This is a genomic window from Sporosarcina sp. Y352, assembly GCF_056786535.1.
The window spans coordinates 261,535-279,524 of record NZ_JBXCJE010000002.1 but is presented as its reverse complement, the minus strand read 5'-3'; the positions used below and the strand labels follow the sequence as shown (position 1 = coordinate 279,524).

Here is a 17,990-nt window from a genome sequence, read left to right as displayed (position 1 = left end):
AAGACCAAAGTCAAGTTTACTTACGAATCTAGGTCAGCAACCATTTCTAAGCGTTCTGCGTCGATTTCATATTCTAGCAAAACATCCCAGTCATCTGACTGGATAAGGTCAAGTTGCGCTTCAATAAGCATTTTAAACCGCGCACGGAAAACCTTGGATTGTTTTTTAAGATCTTCAACTTCCACAGAAATCTGACGTGCACGTGAAAGTGCTTCATTAACGATTCGATCCGCATTTTTTTCAGCTTCTTTGATTATCAATTTCGATTCTTTCATTGAGTTACGTCGTACATCCTCCGCAGCTTCTTGGGCGATAAGAATTGACTTATGAAGCGTTTGTTCAATTGTGTTAAAGTGGGAAACTTGTTCCGTTGATTGTTGTAAACTGGCTTGTAATGTTTTGTTTTCCGCAAGAACGTTTTCATAGTCTTTCATGATTTGTTCCAGGAATTCGTTTACCTCATCTTCATTATATCCACGGAACTTGCTTGCAAACTCTTTATTATGTATATCAAGTGGTGATAAAGCCATTTAAAGCATCTCCCTTTTAACGTATTCATTCTCTATTATACATGTTGGAACATCAGATGACAGTTCTTTTTTTAAACTATTGTCTGATAAAGTGAAACTTCAATTAACAGAGAATTATCATTCCATTGATTGTAAAAGAACTCAGATTACGAACGCCGCGTGATGGTTAAGTCTTAGAGTAGGAGGCATACTGCCCGTTAATGAAGAATAATTCATTCTAATTTCCCTACGACGAGTCTGATTTTATCTTTGCGGGTTCTTCCTTCAATTGCAATCACTTTAAAACGACCTGAACCTCTAACTGATATCATATCCGATTCTTGTAGTTCAAAAGTGGGTTGATCACGTATAGCCCAGTTCACTTTCACTTTTCCACTATGTATAAGTGAAGCAGCTTTCGGGCGTGCAACATTCAATAGAGCCGCCGTTACAACATCGAGTCTTAAGGAGCTGACAATATACATTTCCTCTGTCCATGTATCTGTCGTGTCTATCCAATCTTCAGAATTACGACTTTCTTCAACCGTCACTTTCGCTTTTCCAATCGATATAAAGTTCGCAGTCATATAATCATTTAACTCGTCCACAACCGCAAACTGTACCTCATCATTATCCACTCGAATGTCTCCAAACTTCGAACGATCAATGCCTAATGACATCATCGAACCAAGAATATCCTTATGATCTAGGGACAGAAACTTTGAAGCGTATTTGACATTGAACATGGCGATACGATAATCATCCATTTCCGGTACAAAATAATCAGGATAAATAAGAACTCTTCTACGTTCCGCATCAGGAAATGCGCCACTCGATCCGACAACTAAACTAGAACTTCCCGCGAGCGATTCAACAATACGTAGCTGCCTTGGATCTAAGAATCCTGTTAATTTAGGTGAATACGTATCCTCCACTTCACGAATCCAGCCAATCGCGGTTTCTATGAAAGGTTGTTCATCTTTTCTAAAGTGTTGCAATATTGTTTCCATTTATTTCTCTCCTTATAGAAAAATCCTCACATAAGTGAGGATAACATAATCATTTTATACACTTCAAAAATCCCCTTTGAGATTAAGCTCAAAGCGAATAACCCTACGATTGGTGAAATATCAATCATACCTAGTGGTGGAATGAACTTTTTGAAAAAACCTAAATATGGCTCTGCAATCTTTTCAAGCATTTTACCAAACTTAGTTTCACGTGAAGCGGGTACCCAAGACATAAGGATATATATAATAAGTAGTATTGAGTAAATTTGAATTAGCCATGCTATACCTCTATAAAGTAATGTTATGATCTCTGCCATTCTATTCCGTACACCTCATTCAATTTCTATCTTTCAAAATAATCGGAGATTGCGCCATCAACTTCTACATTTTCAGGAACGCATAGGAATATATCCGTCCCAATCCGTTGAATGTCTCCACCTATTGCATAAACTGTACCGCTCAAGAAATCGACAATTCGAATTCCCTGGTCCCGTTCGATTCGCTGTAAATTCACTACAACAGCGCGTTTATTTTTCAAGTGTTCGGATATATCTTGGGCTTCTGCATAAACACGTGGTTCGATAAGAACGACTTTTGAAGACTTCTGGAGACTTTGCAAACTGACGACCGTAGCAGATTGCTGTGGTTCTCCAGTTGTTTGTTTTCGGGCAGGTACTCTGCGAGGTTGCTCTTGTACTGGTCGCTGTTCTTCACGAATCGGTTGTTCTTTAACGTCGCTTTCTTCATCTTCCAGATAAAACCACTTCTCAAATTTGTTTTTGATGCTCATGTTTCTCCCCCGCTTTCTGCTCCGACTAGTGCGGTACCGATTCTAACATGGGTTGCCCCTTCTTCAATAGCGACTGTGAAATCGTTCGACATTCCCATTGATAGTTGAGTACAAGGTGCATGTGTCAGTTCTTTAACTGAGATGCTGTCTCTGAGTTCCCTTAATGAACGGAAAACTGTACGGATTGCATTCATATTCTCAGTGAATGGAGCCATTGTCATAAGGCCTATAATTCGGATTTTATCAAAAGCCGCAGCTTCATCAATGAAGCTTTCAAGCTCATCTGGCATGACACCAGATTTAGTTGTTTCACCAGAGACATTCACTTGAATAAAACACTCGATTGTATGGTTTGCACGCTTTTGAATCTCTTTTAGTAAACTAAGTCTGTCTACTGAATGTAGGTAATCAATCTTGTTTATGATATCTTTTACTTTTCGACTTTGAACATTACCAATAAAATGCCATATCGCATCATTTTGAATTGTTACCTGCTTCTCAAGAAGAACTTCGGGACGATTTTCACCCAGATGTTGAATACCTGTTTCCAAAATTTCAGAGGTTCTTGCTACCGAAACTTCCTTTGTGACGGCAACGACCGTTATTTCCGACCTTTTTCGACCTGCTCGATCACACGTAATTTGTATAATTTGTTCAATTTCTTCTATCCGACTTTGAAGGTTTTCCATTATTATCACTACTTTTCATATATCTTGTATTTCATTGTACCAACCTAGCCCGTACATATCAATTATAAATCATTTTCCTGATACCTTTTTACCTACAAGTACGATATCTTTTCCTATTGTTGTAATGTCTTTTAGATTGACACTTTTAGTATCTTTGTCTTTTCCATCAAAAAAACTGCTTCGATCTCCACCTCCGACAAGCAATGTTTCGACTTTTCCCGTAACAATATCAATTGTGGCATCTTGAACAAAACCTAGGAACGAACCCTTAGTTGCATCAATAACCTCTTTTTTTTGCATTTCTGAAAACTTCACAAAACCCCTCCTATGATTGAATATATGCACACGAACAAAAAAATAACGCAATGCAATCGCTGCATTGCGTTACTATTATCAATTTTGTTCCATTCCTTCTCGTATCGTTTTAACTGCACTCTTCTCTAATCTTGATATTTGCGCTTGAGAAATGCCCAATTCTTTTGCAATTTCCGTCTGCGTCTGTCCCAAATAAAATCGTTTGGATAGGATGGATTGCTGCCTCTCATCCATTGATGATACCGTTTCTTTTACAGATACATATGTCAACCACCGCTCTTCTGACACGGTTTTGTCTTGTATCTGATCCATCATGAACACGGGATCCCCACTGTCTCCATTCATAGGTTCATGAAGTGACATGGGATCTTGAATTGCGTCTAGTGCAAATAATATATCGTCCGCAGGAATCCCGGTTGCTTCTGACAAATCTGAAATTCGCGGTTCTCTTTGATTGTCGTTAATGAATTGTTCTTTGGCTCTGATGGCCTTATATGCAATGTCTCGTAGTGATCTTGATACCCGTATTGAATGATGGTCACGCAAATGTCTTTTTATTTCTCCGATAATCATTGGGACTGCGTAAGTTGAAAATCTGACGTTATGTTTCAAATCAAAGTTGTCAATCGATTTAAGTAAGCCAATGCAGCCGACTTGAAATAAATCATCCGCCTGTTCTCCCCTGTACGCGAACCTCTGAACTAAGCTAAGGACAAGACGCAAATTACCAATAACAAGTTCTTCTCTTGCTGAATGATCTCCACTTTGAAGCCTGACAAACGTTGCTTTCATCACATCATTTGTTAGTAATGGCAATTCGGACGTATCAATTCCACAAATTTCTACTCTAGTACGTACCATTCGCTTTTCCTCCGCATTCTGTAGATGACTGTACAAGATAGTCTGTCCGCAGTTGTCCAGAATATGCGGGAATCCGCTTCGCCAATTTCAACCATTATGCAATGGGTTGATTTAAACTTTCACGTAATTCCGAGATTATTTTCTTTTCAAGTCGGGAAATATAAGATTGTGAAATCCCAAGCAGTTCTGCAACTTCTTTTTGTGTCATTTCCACTTGTCCCGTCAAGCCAAATCGGCATTCCATAATATAGCGCTCCCGTTCGTCAAGGCTCGTAATCGCTTCAATCATGTGTTGGCGTTCTATTTTCTTTTCTACGTCATCAATGATAATGTGCTCATCTGTGCCGAGTATATCCGACAATAGCAATTCATTTCCGTCCGCATCAGAATTGAGTGGCTCATCAAAAGATATTTCTGACCGCGTCTTATTCGTTTTACGAAGATGCATTAAAATTTCGTTTTCAATACAACGAGATGCGTAAGTAGCCAATTTGATATTTTTGTCAGTTTTAAATGTTTCAATCGCTTTTATAAGTCCGATCGCACCGATGCTGATAAGATCCTCGATATGTGTGTTGGTGTTATCAAAGCGACGTGCAATGTAGACAACGAGGCGAAGGTTTTTTTCTATAAGCCTATCACGCGCGTTCATATCGCCTTCCATGAATGCTTTGATTGTTTCAGCTTCTTCTTCCCGTGTTAATGGCTTTGGAAGAGATTCGTGTCCTCCAATATAGTATGTGCCATTTTTCTTTTTAAAAAAACTGGCAATAACCGACATCCACTTCTTTAGTTCATGTAGCATAAGCAGTTCCCCTTTCCCCATTTAATATATCCATTGCGGATACGTGCAAAATAGCCTCAGCACCATCAGGATAACGGCGGTCATTTTTAGTCACGACTATATAACCTGGTTGCATTGTATCTTCATCACCAAGCACCCATCGATCGAACTTGAAGCCGACAGCCCAGGACTGTCCCTGAAGAGTGACCAAACGTATTAACCGTATTTGTTTTTGATAAGCTTTCGGAAATGCAGACATTGAGGGTGTACTTTGTGGATCCCAAGCAAGAAGCGGTTCTAGTAGATCTTTCGGAATATGTCTTTCAAGCACTTTAAATGATACAAAGTGAACTGGAGCTCCGGACAACGGCTCAGTACAACCGTTCCCTGAATCGATAAACACATCAATTTCAATGTTTGCATTCCATATGTTCAATATGGATGACTTACGAAGCTCCGATACATGGCGAGCAGTTCTGACATCTAGCCACTTCTTTTTCATGAAGTATAGGGAGACATATGCCACAATCGCATAAGTTAGAACGTTTATTGAAGAACTGAACATGTTGATGCGATAGTGAAAAGCGGTAAGTAAACCACCCGCAAATACTGCACCGATTAAAACCATAACCGAGGACTTTTTCCAAATGCCAAAGTTTCTTCCAAATGCACAGAAGGTCATACAAATAAAGGAAAAAATTAAAGTGACGATTGAAGATGGCAAGATGGTGACAGCCAAAGCACCTACAAAAGCGGCTAACACTAGTCTTCTGCGAGCGGCTTGGACGTTTCCTGCTTTGTTAGCGAATGAAAGGATAGCATAATTGAACAGCATATTCACTCCGACAATGAGTTCTCCGTACATAAACCGCCCTCCCTGAAAACAACGATATCATCTATGCCATGAAATGTTTGTCGGAACGAGGGTTAAGTAAAAAAAAGAAATCGACAGAATTCGATTTCGGTTTTCGGTACATATGGTTGTTTACTGAATAACTGGGTTCTTTGTCAAATGACGTTGGTGAAGTATTTTAGCCGCCTATAATTGATTTTTTTTGTCGCCGGACTGTCCAGAAAGTCAGTAAAACTGATTTTTTGCGGCAATCCTTTATTATATAGGTTTCCAAATATCTCGTTGCTTTCCGTTCCAGATGGACGCTTTCCGCGGGCACGGCTTCAGCCGCCGGAGTCGCCATCTTGCACTCCAAGCAACTAAAATTGCACTTTAAAATTAGATATATGTATACATAAATTGCCCAATCCCATAAAATGCTCGACAGTTAGATTGTGCTGCTTTAGAGCGTGATCGTTTTTGTTCGCTATGTTTATCAGATGGTTTAAACTTAAGTGTAAAATAATACGGTTTTTGTAATTCTGGAGATTCCTGTATGCATATGCGACACGATTCAATACTTTAATTTTATTGTTAATCCCTTCAATCCTTCCGGTATTGTAAGGGTAAATAAAGATGTTTTCTATGAACGGAAGATGTTTTCGGAGTGCAATCTTTAACGTCTATTGCAAGGGATTGTTCTTTTTCAAAAGTAAATAGGTTGGATTTACACCCGTAATCGGTATAGTAATTCGAGACAATTGAGTCCCATTTTTATAAACCGTCTAGTCAATGTTTCCTACACCACACTCTTCGCAATGTGTAGGATTATATGTCAATTTACCAAGGACATTTTTATATACTTTTCCTTTAAAAGTCCCTTCTTTTATGAACTTTTCTTCAAAAGTGATGTTTGAGTCTTGAATATCGAGTAGGGATTTAAAATATTAGTGTATGACAAGTGAGTTCCCTCCTGGATGATGGCTTTAGTCGACTTTAATGCTACAAGGAATCTTACTTGTTTTTTATTTATATTGAACTTACGTTCCTCACACTTTTAGCTGATTGGAGTGCAGAGCGGCGACTCCGGTGGGATTAGCGTGACAGGTGAGACCCCGCTGGAGCACGGTTTTCGCGACGAGGAGGAGGGAAAGATTGAACTGCATCTTTCCGCACTTGTCCGCACGCCCCACGGAACGCGTCCGCTCGGAACGGAAATCAGCGTGTAGTAGGATTCTTTAGTTCAATTTACATTTATAAAAAAATGACGTAAGTAAAATTTTATCCCTTTCTCCTGTTTTGTGGAGATGGGGATTTTCTTTCACCAACGTCATATATTGTACAACTAATAGTTGTGGATTGTTTATAGTATTTCCACACAAAAAAGCTTACCAAAAATGCAATTGCATCTTTGGTAAGCTTTTAATTTCTCATTATTATCTGCGTCGATTACGTAAGAAAGTCGGAATATCGAGCGCGTCATCTTGATGATTATTTTGAGGTTGGCGTGGAGGTTCCTGTTGTTGGAACTGTGGCGCTTCCTCCCTGCGTTCCCGCGTTGGCGGTTGTTGTACAGGAGGTTGTTGTTGTTGTTGTTCACGTGCCTGTGGACGTCCTGCACCGAAACCAGCGCTTCTAGACGGACGTGATACCGTTAGTTGCTCTTCGGTAAATCCAGTTGCAATGACTGTCACAATAATCTCGTCTTTCAAGTTATCATTGATGACCGATCCGAAAATCATATTCACATCTTCATCTGATGCTGAAGCTACGATATCTGCAGCTTCCTGCACTTCGAACAAACTCAGGTTAGAGCCACCTGTGATATTCATAAGTACGCCTTTGGCACCGTCAATCGAAGTTTCAAGTAGAGGACTCGAGATAGCCTTTTTCGCAGCTTCTGACGCACGATTTTCTCCCGTTGACATACCGATTCCCATTAGAGCAGAACCTTTATTGGACATAATTGTTTTAACATCCGCAAAGTCCAAGTTAATAAGTCCAGGTACAGCGATCAAATCAGAAATACCTTGTACCCCTTGACGAAGTACATTATCAGCCTCGCGGAAAGCTTCCAACATAGGTGTATTTTTGTCTACGATTTCTAGTAACTTATCATTTGGAATGACTATTAGCGTATCGACAGATTCTTTCATTGCCGTAATACCACCGATTGCCTGTGTCTGGCGTTTGCGACCTTCAAATGTAAATGGTCTTGTTACGACTCCGACCGTCAGTGCACCAAGATCCTTCGCGATTTGTGCGATGACCGGAGCAGCACCCGTTCCTGTTCCTCCACCCATACCTGCAGTGACAAAGACCATATCCGCTCCACGCAATGCCTCTTCCAGCTGCTCTTTACTTTCTTCAGCGGCTTTTTTACCAACTTCTGGATTTGCACCTGCTCCAAGTCCCCGTGTCAGTTTACCGCCAATTTGCAACTTCACTTCTGCAGTAGAAAGATTCAAAGCTTGCGCATCTGTGTTTACTGCAATAAACTCGACTCCCTGTACCCCATGTTCAATCATTCTATTTACAGCATTGTTCCCACCGCCACCTACACCAATTACTTTAATGACGGCTAACGCGTCAACATTCGTGTCAAATTCCAGCATCGTTTCTCCTCCTAATCCATTACATACAATTATTTAATACCCTTATTCGAAGAAATTATCGAAAACTCTTTTAGCCTTATCCATTAATCCTGGTTTCTTCTCTTTGCTGCGTTCTGCCGATTTTTTCTTATTAACAGGAGCCGCCGAATGACTATCCGATTCTACTGTCGGTGAATCTGGCACATGGCCAAAATAAGAATCTTGCATATGCGCATAACGGATAAGACCAACCGCTGTCGTATACATCGGTTCTCTAACCCCGATGTATTCAGGTGTATGAATTCGAACTCTCGTTTTCAGCACATGTCTGGCAAGTTGAAGTAAACCATCCATTTTCGTTATTCCACCGGTCAACACGACACCACCGGGTAGATCCCTTACACCCATCCGATACAGTTCTTCCAGGATGAGATCGAAAAGTTCCTCAAGCCGTACACCGATGATTTCAGATATGTATCGTTGACTGTATTGATCTTTTGAATCAGCACCGATCACAGGCACTTCAAACAACTCATCATCAGATGCATCATCAGAGAATGCATGTCCATACTGGTGTTTAATTTTTCTTGCTTGTTCGGTTGGGGTTTTTAAAATAATTGATAAATCCTTTGTAATATGATCCCCACCCACAGGGATAACAGCTGTCGACATGAATCTGTTTTGACCGAAAATCGAAACTGTCGTAGACCCGCCGCCAATATCAATGTAAGCAGTACCATGGTTTTTTTCATCATCCGTTAATGCGAATGTACCAGCCGCAAGCGGTTGTAGGTAAATTTCTCGTATCACAAGTCCTGCACGTTCTACACAGCGTAATATATTATGAACCAATGTTTTTGATGTAGTAATTAGCGTGCCGTCCATTTCCAAACGTACGCCTATCATTCCACGTGGATCCGTTATTTCATCATAATCGTCAACAATGAATTGTTTTGGAATAATATTAACAATTTCTCGTTCAGGTGGAACAGACATAACTTGTGCTGATTTCATGACTCGATCCAGATCATCGTCAGTGATTTCACGATTTTCCGAGTTAACTGCAACAACGCCTTTGACATCCTGTAATAGTACGCCATTTGCAGGTATACCAAGTATGACTTCACGAATTTGCATTCCTATCATTCTTTCAGCCTGTTCTACAGCTTTTCGGATAGTCTGAACGGTTGCATCTATATCGATAATTGTTCCTTTTCGGATTCCCGCGGATTGTACATTACCAACTCCGATAACATGTAGGGATCCACCATCTACTTCTCCGATTAATACTTTAACCGATGAAGAACCTATATCAAGTGATACATATAGTTCTGATTGGCTCAATTGCTGGCACCTCCCATATCAACTCTTAACTCCCATTCTATTGTATCAGGAGCGTATTGTCTAAATATTTTCGACATACTTTGTTCAAACCCTTTCATTACAATACATTAGTATTTGAAATCTTACCTCGTTCTGTCCACTTTACAAGTAAAATTCTTCTAATGACGGCGATATTTTGGAATAACCTGACCCCGAAGGCAAAGATTGCTGCCAGGTACAGATCGACTCCAAGGTGCACTCCTAGAAATGCCAGTGCTGCCGCTAGAGCGATGTTAAAGAAGAATCCCGATACGAACACCTTGTCATCGTATACTTGCTGTAAATGTGCCCTAATGCCTCCAAATAACGTATCTAAAGCGGCAAGTACTGCAATTGATAAATAATTATCATATATTTGTGGAATTTGAATGTCTGACAAGAGTCCAAGCGAAATTCCAATTATGAGACCGAGTATAGGTAACCACATAAGTCATTCCCCTTTCGGCAATTCTTCTAAAAATTGATTATCAAATCTGTCTGGATAGCCTCGTATCTCAAGATCCATTTCGGGTTTCCCAACCTCGAGGATTAAATCGTCGATATAAAAGTCATCATGAATGGTCGAAGCCAATAAATAATTATACAACTTTTCACTTTCCGTAAACGTCGGGGAAATGATTTTAATGGTAAACGGGGGGGTAGATACATTTAGTCCATTTACAGTTGTCATACCGTTAATATCCCTGATTGAACTCAATATCGTAAACCGCTTACCATCTATTTCATAAGTAAGCCCATTAAACCTATTTAGCTCATTGACAAAACGTGTTAGCAAATCAGGTGATATCCCCGTTATCGGAATCCCAAATGCCACACTCTCCGGTGAAGGCTTTACCTTGATGACAATGCCAGGACCTTGAATGTCCGTGACGCCCGCTTGACGATAGAGTTTGTCCACTGTTTGGGTTAAGGCTGTTCCAGTATTTTCATCGTTCAACGATTTGTATGTAATAATCGTTTGGTCCAATTCACGAATTTCAGACAGCAATTCAGAATGAAATTGCTTTTCAGCTGCCAAGTCTTGACGGATTGCCCAAATATCCCTCGTATCCCTTTCTTCAGGACTTTTCAACGAATTGAATTGGACGGCAGACATGAATCCAACTAGGAGCAGGATTAAAGTAAATCTCCAATGTATTTTCTTCATCCGTCCAACCTCCTTTCGGATCCTCCTAGACCGTTATTCAACCTTCATCCAGTAATGCCGATAGTTGAATATCTTTTAATTGTTCAGTTGTAACCACAATATTATCCCGTATTAAACTGTCAATCACACCGCCTTTTAAATGGAGCGCGGATGCCAGTACATTCATATCCCCAATTGCTTCTATAACGAATGGTGCAGGAAATGTCTTGCCGTCCACCGTAATAACTGGTCCTGTGCATTTGATATAAGAGTTTGATGTTATTCTTTGCCCATTTATCGCTAATCCTTGCGCTCCAGAAATCCTAAGTTCATTAATAACGCGAAGAATATGGCTTTCATGAACAATATAATCATTCGGATTCTGTTCAACCGGATCGTAATCGGCATCTTTCATGGTAATTTTGACACCTTGTCCGGCAGCAGGGATTACGCCAAGCAGCAAGCGGAGATCTTTGGCTTCTTCCACGAGATTGGCATGATTTTTCTCCCCTGTAGAGAATGAACGTTCATACTCACGTATCTCTTCCTGCTTGGCGGCGATTTCATCTGTCAATTCCTTATTCCGTTCCTGCTGACTAATTAAATTTTCCCGGTAATCCTCTTCTTTTATAAATGCAGGAGATTTAAAATTTGCGTCCTCCTGATTTATACCAAGAGTCCGATATGAAAACGCGAGAATGAAACCGAGTACGAGAAAGACAACAGAAAAAAGTATGCTCCTACCCCTCTTCTTGTAATCCTCATTAGTCTTCTTCGCCAATCGTATCCTCCTCCTCAATTAACCCGTACACTTTGCTGAAGGGAGTGAAAAATGTGCCGACTTCCATGTCTATTACACCTTTTTCATAGTCGTTCAATTGTGCAGTGATGTCGGGATAATAAGACATCTTTTCAGCGAAAGTTGAGATGAAGGCACGGACTTCAAATCCATCATCCATATAGATTGTAATACTATCCGTATCTGACTTATCTCCAGTGAATATTATTTCGGAAATGGAATGGAAGACTTCGTCCTCCATTTTTAACAATTGCTTCGTCATCCTTTTCCGTATTTTGGCAGACTTGAAGTTGTTCAAAACTGGAGATTTCGCATCTGGAAGCAACAAATCGTTCGGAAATGTCTCCCCACTTTCCAGCAGAAGACTATATTGCCCTGCATCTTCCATATAAGCAACAGTCTCCCACTCAGTCACAGCGATTTCAACATTTCTAAACCATTTCCGAGAAACCGAGACTTTTTCTACACCGATAATCTTCTCCATTGACTCTTCAACTTCCCCCGTATTGAAGCTCCAGATAGACTTGTCCTTTAATAAACCGCTTTGTTCCTTATAAAATTCCGGTTGTTGGAGAACCGCTCCAGTTACAGTAATCTCTTCTACCTTACTGAATCGTGATTGGAAGTAAAGGATAGCCAGGAGCGCAAGGATGAACACGGTCAACATGAAAAGGAATTTTTTATTCGTTTTCTTGCGGCGTTTTTCCCGCATGGATGGAATTCGCTCTTCAATATCGATGACTTTGTCCATTTCGGCTCCTCCTTAATCATGACGATTTTTTTACAACTGTAAAATGCATAATTGTTCCAGCCGCTATCCAGGTAGTCATTAATGATGACCCTCCGTAGCTGATAAACGGCAAGGTGACACCGGTGACAGGCAATAGCCCAGAAACGACGCCGACATTTAAGAAGGTTTGAAAGATGATCATGGAACCCATGCCTGCTACCATTAAAAATGCATATTTACCTTTCGTTCTGATTGCTATTCCGAAAGTTGCTGCCAAAAGGACACCGAACAGGAACAAAACCACCGCGGCTCCAATAAATCCCGATTCTTCTGCAATTATTGAGAAAATGAAGTCATTTTGGGGCTCCGGCAAATAAAGATACTTCTGACGGCTATTCCCGTAACCATGACCAACCAACCCTCCTGGTGCAATGGCAAATAACGACTGAATCCCTTGAAAACCCGTACCAAGCGGATCATTCCAGGGATCAATGTACGATTTAATGCGATCTAACCTGTAAGGTGCCGCGGCAATCAACGCGATAAATGCACCTATTCCACCCAATCCTAAAAACATGAAAAAACGAAGCGGATATCCTGCAATAAACAGAATAACAAATGCAGAGACAATCATTATGACGGCGGAGCCTAAATCTGGTTGCAACATGATTAAAGCGGCCGGCAAGAGTATCAACCCGATATGACTAAACTGGAAAACTCTTTTTCCAGTCGAATTAGCGATACTACAAGCTAGTTTTCCGATCAATGCGACTTTGATGAATTCTGCCGGTTGGAGACTGAATGGTCCAAATGCAATCCAACTTTGGGAGCCGTTTCGTACTGCGCCGATTCCAGGTATAAGAACCGCAATGAGTAATAAAATCATCGCAATATAAAATACCGTCCACGTTTTCGGGTTCGATGTTAGTGGACTTTTCATGATAATGATTCCAATACCAATAGAAACCGCCATATAAATAGCTTGTTTTACAATGAAAGGGGAGGAATCAGCATAATGGACAGCTCCCCAATAAGAACCGGCGGAATGGACAAAAGCCAATCCGATGAGCGACAGCGTCACGGCAGAAATAATAAAAGACGTTTTCAACTTAGCTTCCAGTGAACGCATCCTTCCGCAAATTTGCTAGATCAAGCAAGGATTTTTATTAAATCCCATGCGAATAGCATTTAATCATTTAAAAACCTACAATTTCATGACTGCACTTATGAATTGATCGCCCCGGATTTCAAAATTAGGGTATTGATCCCAACTTGCGCAAGCCGGTGACAGTAAAATAATATCGCCTGTCTCTGAAAGCGGATATGCTTTTCGTACTGCATCTTCCATATCTTCAGCTTGAATAATAACTGAGACATCACAGGATGCTGCAAACTCTGAAAACGTCTCTGCGGTCTCTCCGACTGCAATGACCGATTTTACATTTGTCATATAGGGTCTTAATTCTTCAAATGATTGACCTCGATTCAGTCCCCCCGCAATCAGGATAGTTGGGACATTGAAAGCTGCCAAAGCACTTTTTGTAGCAAGCGTGTTCGTTGCTTTCGAATCGTTATAAAACTTTCGTCCATGTAATTCTTTCACAAACTGCATTCGATGTCGTACACCTGTAAAGGAACTTAGAACACTTTCGATTGCTGATTTATCACAACCTAATAGAATAGCTGCAGCAGTTGCCGCAAGAATATTTTCTAGATTATGCTGTCCAGGTAACTTGATGACGGAACGCTTTACATAAAGTTCCCCATTCCAGTATATTTGCTGATCATCAGCTGATATTCCATGCTCTTTTTTTCCAGTTAGTGAAAAAGGAATTTTCCTAGCACTTGAACGGGCAGCATACTTACTCAGTTCCGGCTGATCGTCATTGAATATAAGATAATCATGCTCTGTTTGATTTTTTGATATTCCATACTTTGCTTCCGCGTATGCTTCAGATGTCCCATGGTAATCTATATGTGAGTCATATAAATTTGTCCAGATGGCTATTTCAGGGCGGAATGACTCTGTTCCCATTAGTTGAAATGAAGATGCTTCAAGAACAATAATGTTTTCTTTCGTAGCTTTCTCTGCGACAGTGCAAGAGACTGTTCCGATATTGCCGGCAATCAGTGGATGTTTACCACCAATACTAAGCATATGGTACAGCAAAGTCGTCGTCGTTGTTTTACCATTGGATCCTGTAATTCCGACGATTTGCGCTTCACTTATCCTGGATGTAAGTTCAATTTCCGTCCACACTGGAATTCCTTTGCGGAGTGCCTCTTCAACAACAATATTGCTATAAGGGATCCCCGGATTTTTGACAACGAAGTCATAGCTTTCATCAAGGATATCGGCTGGATGGCCGCCGCAAATAACACGTATTCCAAGTGCTTGAAGTTCTATTGTCTCCGCATCCCCTTTCGACGGCGCTGCATCATTAACAGTCACAATCGCCCCGGATGAATGCAATAGGCTTGCCGCGGCATAACCGCTTTTCGCAAGACCTAAGACAAGAACATTTTTCCCCTTAAACTGATTTGGATTCTTCAATTACATCACCTCCAACAAGACAGGGAGAATTGCTGCGAAGAAAGCAACACTCCAAAAAACAATTACAATTTTCCACTCGGACCAACCCGATAATTCAAAATGATGATGGATCGGACTCATCTTAAATACCCGTTTACCCGTCGTTTTGAAACTAATTACTTGGATAATAACAGATAGCGTTTCAACGACATAGACAATTCCAATAATAATAAGAAGGAATTCCTGTTTGATTAAAACAGATATCATCGCGAGTGCACCGCCGAGCGCCAATGACCCTGTATCACCCATGAAAACTTTGGCTGGCTTAACATTGAATACAAGGAAGCCAAGCATTGCTCCCGTAACCACGAAAGCAAAGATTGCAATATCATGTTGTCCGTAAACCAATGCATGGACTCCAAATGCAGCAAAAGCAATTGATGAGGTTCCTGCCACGAGTCCGTCTAGTCCATCTGATAAATTCACTGCATTGGAAAACCCGACAAGCCAAAAAATGAGAAAGGCCACATAGAATATACCAAGTTCTATTTTAAAGTCGGTAAAAGGTATTTGAACCGCAGTATCAAACGGCCCCAGCTTCAATAGGAAGAATGCTGCAATTGCAACTATAATTTGCCCAATCAGCTTTTGAATGGACGTCAGTCCTAAGTTCCTTTTTAAAACAACGATTATGAAGTCATCCAGGAAACCGATGACCCCAAAACCAATCAGAACAAGCAAAAGGACTATCGTCTGAGTCGTCAGTACATCGTATATGTATGAAAGGCCAAGTGTTGTAATGATAATCGAACCGATAAAGATGAGCCCGCCCATTGTAGGTGTACCCGCTTTTTTCTGATGGGTTTTAGGCCCTTCCTCTCGGATACTCTGCCCAAACTTCATTCTTCTGAGAGCTGGGATGATTAAAAACCCTAAAAGTGTAGATATGATAAACGCGACCACAATGGCCGTCAACGTAGTGACAAGTGTCATGATTTTTTCTCCTTCTACCTTCTGAGACAGTTTGTAAAAATACACCGTCACAGACTTTGCTTTTATATGTGTTATTCTGTGTAAACGTGGATAATATCATCAACCGTAATCAATGTATCCGCTGTGGGGAACTGATATTTCACTTTTTCTCCTGAACCATGCCACTCGATACGGTACGTATACAATTGACTTGTGAGCTTACTTTTCTTCATTCCCGTTAGATCGGGCACTCGGTGTGACAATGAATCTCCCCACCTGTATTCTTTGTCAATTTGACCTTCCCTATGCGTAATTCCAGCAAGCGGAGCAATCTCCTCAATAATGCGTCCTACGATAGGAGCCGCAATAACGCCTCCGAACTGAACTGAGTTTTTCGGGCTGTCAATTGCAATATAAACAAGCAATTCAGGATCATCCGCTGGTGCAAATCCTATGAATGATACGATATAATCTCCATCTTTATAAGCTCCATCAACAACTTTTTGTGCAGTACCTGTCTTTCCACCAACACGAAGTCCGTCTGTAAATGCATTACGTCCAGATCCATTTGCCACCACTGATTCCAATGACTCCCTCACCTGTTTGGAGGTTTCTTCACTAATCACACGTCGCTGCATTTCAGGCTCAAATGTTTGGATTGACTTCCCTTTATCATCCATGATTTCTTTAACAATGTATGGACGATACAGATAACCGCCGTTAATCGCTGCGGCAACCGCTTGAACTTGTTGGATAGGAGTTACTGAAATCCCTTGACCAAATGCCGTTGTCGCTTGCTCGACGGGACCAAACGCTTTTTCGGAAAATAAAATCCCTTTCGATTCGCCTGCAATGCCTGAACCAGTCGACTGGCCAAAGCCGAAGTCTCTAATATACTTATTCATTTTTTCCGGTCCCAATCGCTGGCCAATTTCAACAAATCCAGGGTTGCATGAATTTTCAACGACTTCAAGGAATGTCTGTTCCTTATGGCCTTCTCTTTTCCAACAGCGCAATCTCGCTTTTCCAACCATTACATAACCTGGATCATAAAACTGTTCCTTTTGAAGATCTATCACTTTTTCTTCAAGTCCCGCGGCAAGTGTCAGAATTTTGAAAGTCGAGCCAGGCTCGAAAGTCATCCAGACAGGCAAGTTTCGATTATAAATACTCGGATCTACATTTTGAAAGTCTGCAGGATGAAATGTCGGGGCAGAGGCAAGTGACAGCAATTCGCCCGTTTTCGGATTCATAATGATTGCAAGTGCTTGAGTCGCATCATACTTTTCCATGGCTTGCATTAGTTCCCGCTCCACTATTTCCTGCATGCGTAAATCGATTGTCAACTCGACATTAGCACCTTTTGCCCCTGTTTTAAAACCATCATCCACATGGGGAAGCGGAAGCCCTTTTGCATCTGTATACAATCGGATATTATCGCCAGTTCCTTTCAAGATTTCGTCATATGCGTACTCGATACCTGCAAGTCCTTGGCTATCATATCCCGTAAAGCCTATCAATCTAGATAACAGCTCGCCATTCGGATACTCCCTGACAAAATCGACACCCGTATACAATCCATCTATTTGCAGTCGAGCAATTTCATCCGCCTGCTCTTTCGTAATGTTTTTTCCTTCGGGCGCTAATTTAACCATAACTTCTCTTTGCGCCATTTTCTTTTCCAGTTTAGCAGCATCTACTTCTAAAACACTTGCCAGCGCAATCGCTGCACTTTTCACTTCACGATTTTGAGATGGCATAAAGTACAGTGTTGGTGCCAATTTATTACCAACAATTAAATCCCCATTCCGATCTACTATGTTCCCGCGAATCCCGCCGAACGGGATTTCACGATCCCAATTTGCTTCTGCGCGTCCCTTCAGTAATTCATGTTTTATAATTTGCACATGGAATAACTTGACAACGACCATTGCAAGGCAGATAAGAAAAATAACAAATACCGCTCGTAATCTCTTTTTAGATTGTAATTGTATAATCGTCCGCAGCGGTTACACACCTCTCGTTTTTATATCAACGTATGATGTGACGCGGTTCGCTATTCG

General features: G+C 40.9%; 19 protein-coding genes and 1 pseudogene. All 20 read right to left on the bottom strand.

Translation table 11 applies throughout. From position 1 onward, the window contains the following. Nucleotides 1-20 precede the first annotated feature (20 nt). The gene (locus tag AC1TO6_RS04315) at nucleotides 21-530 is read right to left on the bottom strand and encodes a DivIVA domain-containing protein (RefSeq protein ID WP_482100372.1); all 510 of its coding nucleotides are present in this window, start codon (nucleotides 528-530) and stop codon (nucleotides 21-23) included. Nucleotides 531-742: 212 nt separating this feature from the next. Continuing rightward, nucleotides 743-1,519, bottom strand: coding sequence for a YlmH family RNA-binding protein (locus tag AC1TO6_RS04310; protein WP_482100371.1), 777 nt, complete (start codon nucleotides 1,517-1,519; stop codon nucleotides 743-745). 26 nt (nucleotides 1,520-1,545) lie between these two features. Continuing rightward, on the bottom strand, nucleotides 1,546-1,836 hold the full coding sequence (locus AC1TO6_RS04305) for a YggT family protein (protein ID WP_482100370.1): 291 nt from the start codon (nucleotides 1,834-1,836) through the stop codon (nucleotides 1,546-1,548). A 26-nt stretch (nucleotides 1,837-1,862) separates the two neighbouring features. Next, nucleotides 1,863-2,309: a cell division protein SepF gene (locus AC1TO6_RS04300; protein WP_482100369.1), complete on the bottom strand. Its 447-nt coding sequence runs from the start codon at nucleotides 2,307-2,309 to the stop codon at nucleotides 1,863-1,865. After that, on the bottom strand, nucleotides 2,306-2,998 hold the full coding sequence (locus AC1TO6_RS04295) for a YggS family pyridoxal phosphate-dependent enzyme (protein WP_482100368.1): 693 nt from the start codon (nucleotides 2,996-2,998) through the stop codon (nucleotides 2,306-2,308). Before AC1TO6_RS04295 ends, AC1TO6_RS04300 begins: the two co-directional genes overlap by 4 nt. Before the next feature lie 69 nt (nucleotides 2,999-3,067). Further along, nucleotides 3,068-3,313: a PRC-barrel domain-containing protein gene (locus AC1TO6_RS04290; protein WP_482100367.1), complete on the bottom strand. Its 246-nt coding sequence runs from the start codon at nucleotides 3,311-3,313 to the stop codon at nucleotides 3,068-3,070. A 78-nt stretch (nucleotides 3,314-3,391) separates the two neighbouring features. Next, a complete protein-coding gene (gene sigG, locus AC1TO6_RS04285) occupies nucleotides 3,392-4,174 on the bottom strand; it encodes an RNA polymerase sporulation sigma factor SigG (protein ID WP_482100366.1) in 783 nt (260 codons plus the stop codon). A gap of 94 nt (nucleotides 4,175-4,268) precedes the next feature. Further along, nucleotides 4,269-4,979: an RNA polymerase sporulation sigma factor SigE gene (gene sigE / locus AC1TO6_RS04280; protein ID WP_482100365.1), complete on the bottom strand. Its 711-nt coding sequence runs from the start codon at nucleotides 4,977-4,979 to the stop codon at nucleotides 4,269-4,271. Further along, on the bottom strand, nucleotides 4,969-5,823 hold the full coding sequence (locus tag AC1TO6_RS04275; protein ID WP_482100364.1) for a sigma-E processing peptidase SpoIIGA: 855 nt from the start codon (nucleotides 5,821-5,823) through the stop codon (nucleotides 4,969-4,971). Before AC1TO6_RS04275 ends, sigE begins: the two co-directional genes overlap by 11 nt. A 485-nt stretch (nucleotides 5,824-6,308) precedes the next feature. After that, nucleotides 6,309-6,458: pseudogene (locus AC1TO6_RS04270) on the bottom strand (transposase); the annotation flags it as partial. A 768-nt stretch (nucleotides 6,459-7,226) separates the two neighbouring features. Continuing rightward, on the bottom strand, nucleotides 7,227-8,405 hold the full coding sequence (gene ftsZ / locus AC1TO6_RS04265) for a cell division protein FtsZ (RefSeq protein WP_482100363.1): 1,179 nt from the start codon (nucleotides 8,403-8,405) through the stop codon (nucleotides 7,227-7,229). 42 nt (nucleotides 8,406-8,447) lie between these two features. Beyond that, a complete protein-coding gene (gene ftsA / locus AC1TO6_RS04260; protein ID WP_482100362.1) occupies nucleotides 8,448-9,728 on the bottom strand; it encodes a cell division protein FtsA in 1,281 nt (426 codons plus the stop codon). A gap of 97 nt (nucleotides 9,729-9,825) precedes the next feature. Beyond that, the gene (locus AC1TO6_RS04255) at nucleotides 9,826-10,194 is read right to left on the bottom strand and encodes a small basic family protein (RefSeq protein ID WP_482100361.1); all 369 of its coding nucleotides are present in this window, start codon (nucleotides 10,192-10,194) and stop codon (nucleotides 9,826-9,828) included. Between the two features lie 3 nt (nucleotides 10,195-10,197). Further along, nucleotides 10,198-10,914: a DUF881 domain-containing protein gene (locus AC1TO6_RS04250; protein ID WP_482100360.1), complete on the bottom strand. Its 717-nt coding sequence runs from the start codon at nucleotides 10,912-10,914 to the stop codon at nucleotides 10,198-10,200. Between the two features lie 37 nt (nucleotides 10,915-10,951). Then, a complete protein-coding gene (locus AC1TO6_RS04245; protein ID WP_482100359.1) occupies nucleotides 10,952-11,674 on the bottom strand; it encodes a DUF881 domain-containing protein in 723 nt (240 codons plus the stop codon). Next, on the bottom strand, nucleotides 11,658-12,443 hold the full coding sequence (locus tag AC1TO6_RS04240; RefSeq protein WP_482100358.1) for a cell division protein FtsQ/DivIB: 786 nt from the start codon (nucleotides 12,441-12,443) through the stop codon (nucleotides 11,658-11,660). The genes AC1TO6_RS04245 and AC1TO6_RS04240 overlap by 17 nt, the downstream gene beginning before the upstream one ends. Nucleotides 12,444-12,459: 16 nt before the next feature. After that, a complete protein-coding gene (locus AC1TO6_RS04235) occupies nucleotides 12,460-13,551 on the bottom strand; it encodes an FtsW/RodA/SpoVE family cell cycle protein (protein ID WP_482100357.1) in 1,092 nt (363 codons plus the stop codon). Between the two features lie 75 nt (nucleotides 13,552-13,626). Then, a complete protein-coding gene (murD, locus tag AC1TO6_RS04230; RefSeq protein ID WP_482100356.1) occupies nucleotides 13,627-14,976 on the bottom strand; it encodes a UDP-N-acetylmuramoyl-L-alanine--D-glutamate ligase in 1,350 nt (449 codons plus the stop codon). Beyond that, nucleotides 14,977-15,948: a phospho-N-acetylmuramoyl-pentapeptide-transferase gene (gene mraY / locus AC1TO6_RS04225; protein ID WP_482100355.1), complete on the bottom strand. Its 972-nt coding sequence runs from the start codon at nucleotides 15,946-15,948 to the stop codon at nucleotides 14,977-14,979. 71 nt (nucleotides 15,949-16,019) lie between these two features. Further along, the gene (locus AC1TO6_RS04220; protein WP_482100606.1) at nucleotides 16,020-17,933 is read right to left on the bottom strand and encodes a penicillin-binding transpeptidase domain-containing protein; all 1,914 of its coding nucleotides are present in this window, start codon (nucleotides 17,931-17,933) and stop codon (nucleotides 16,020-16,022) included. Nucleotides 17,934-17,990 lie beyond the last annotated feature (57 nt).

Coding starts and splice junctions, on each gene's coding strand:
- AC1TO6_RS04315 (WP_482100372.1), bottom strand. CDS start 530: ATGGCTTTATCACCACTTGATATACATAATAAAGAGTTTGCAAGCAAG.
- AC1TO6_RS04310 (WP_482100371.1), bottom strand. CDS start 1,519: ATGGAAACAATATTGCAACACTTTAGAAAAGATGAACAACCTTTCATA.
- AC1TO6_RS04305 (WP_482100370.1), bottom strand. CDS start 1,836: ATGGCAGAGATCATAACATTACTTTATAGAGGTATAGCATGGCTAATT.
- AC1TO6_RS04300 (WP_482100369.1), bottom strand. CDS start 2,309: ATGAGCATCAAAAACAAATTTGAGAAGTGGTTTTATCTGGAAGATGAA.
- AC1TO6_RS04295 (WP_482100368.1), bottom strand. CDS start 2,998: ATGGAAAACCTTCAAAGTCGGATAGAAGAAATTGAACAAATTATACAA.
- sigG (WP_482100366.1), bottom strand. CDS start 4,174: ATGGTACGTACTAGAGTAGAAATTTGTGGAATTGATACGTCCGAATTG.
- sigE (WP_482100365.1), bottom strand. CDS start 4,979: ATGCTACATGAACTAAAGAAGTGGATGTCGGTTATTGCCAGTTTTTTT.
- AC1TO6_RS04275 (WP_482100364.1), bottom strand. CDS start 5,823: ATGTACGGAGAACTCATTGTCGGAGTGAATATGCTGTTCAATTATGCT.
- ftsZ (WP_482100363.1), bottom strand. CDS start 8,405: ATGCTGGAATTTGACACGAATGTTGACGCGTTAGCCGTCATTAAAGTA.
- AC1TO6_RS04255 (WP_482100361.1), bottom strand. CDS start 10,194: ATGTGGTTACCTATACTCGGTCTCATAATTGGAATTTCGCTTGGACTC.
- AC1TO6_RS04250 (WP_482100360.1), bottom strand. CDS start 10,914: ATGAAGAAAATACATTGGAGATTTACTTTAATCCTGCTCCTAGTTGGA.
- AC1TO6_RS04240 (WP_482100358.1), bottom strand. CDS start 12,443: ATGGACAAAGTCATCGATATTGAAGAGCGAATTCCATCCATGCGGGAA.
- AC1TO6_RS04235 (WP_482100357.1), bottom strand. CDS start 13,551: ATGCGTTCACTGGAAGCTAAGTTGAAAACGTCTTTTATTATTTCTGCC.
- mraY (WP_482100355.1), bottom strand. CDS start 15,948: ATGACACTTGTCACTACGTTGACGGCCATTGTGGTCGCGTTTATCATA.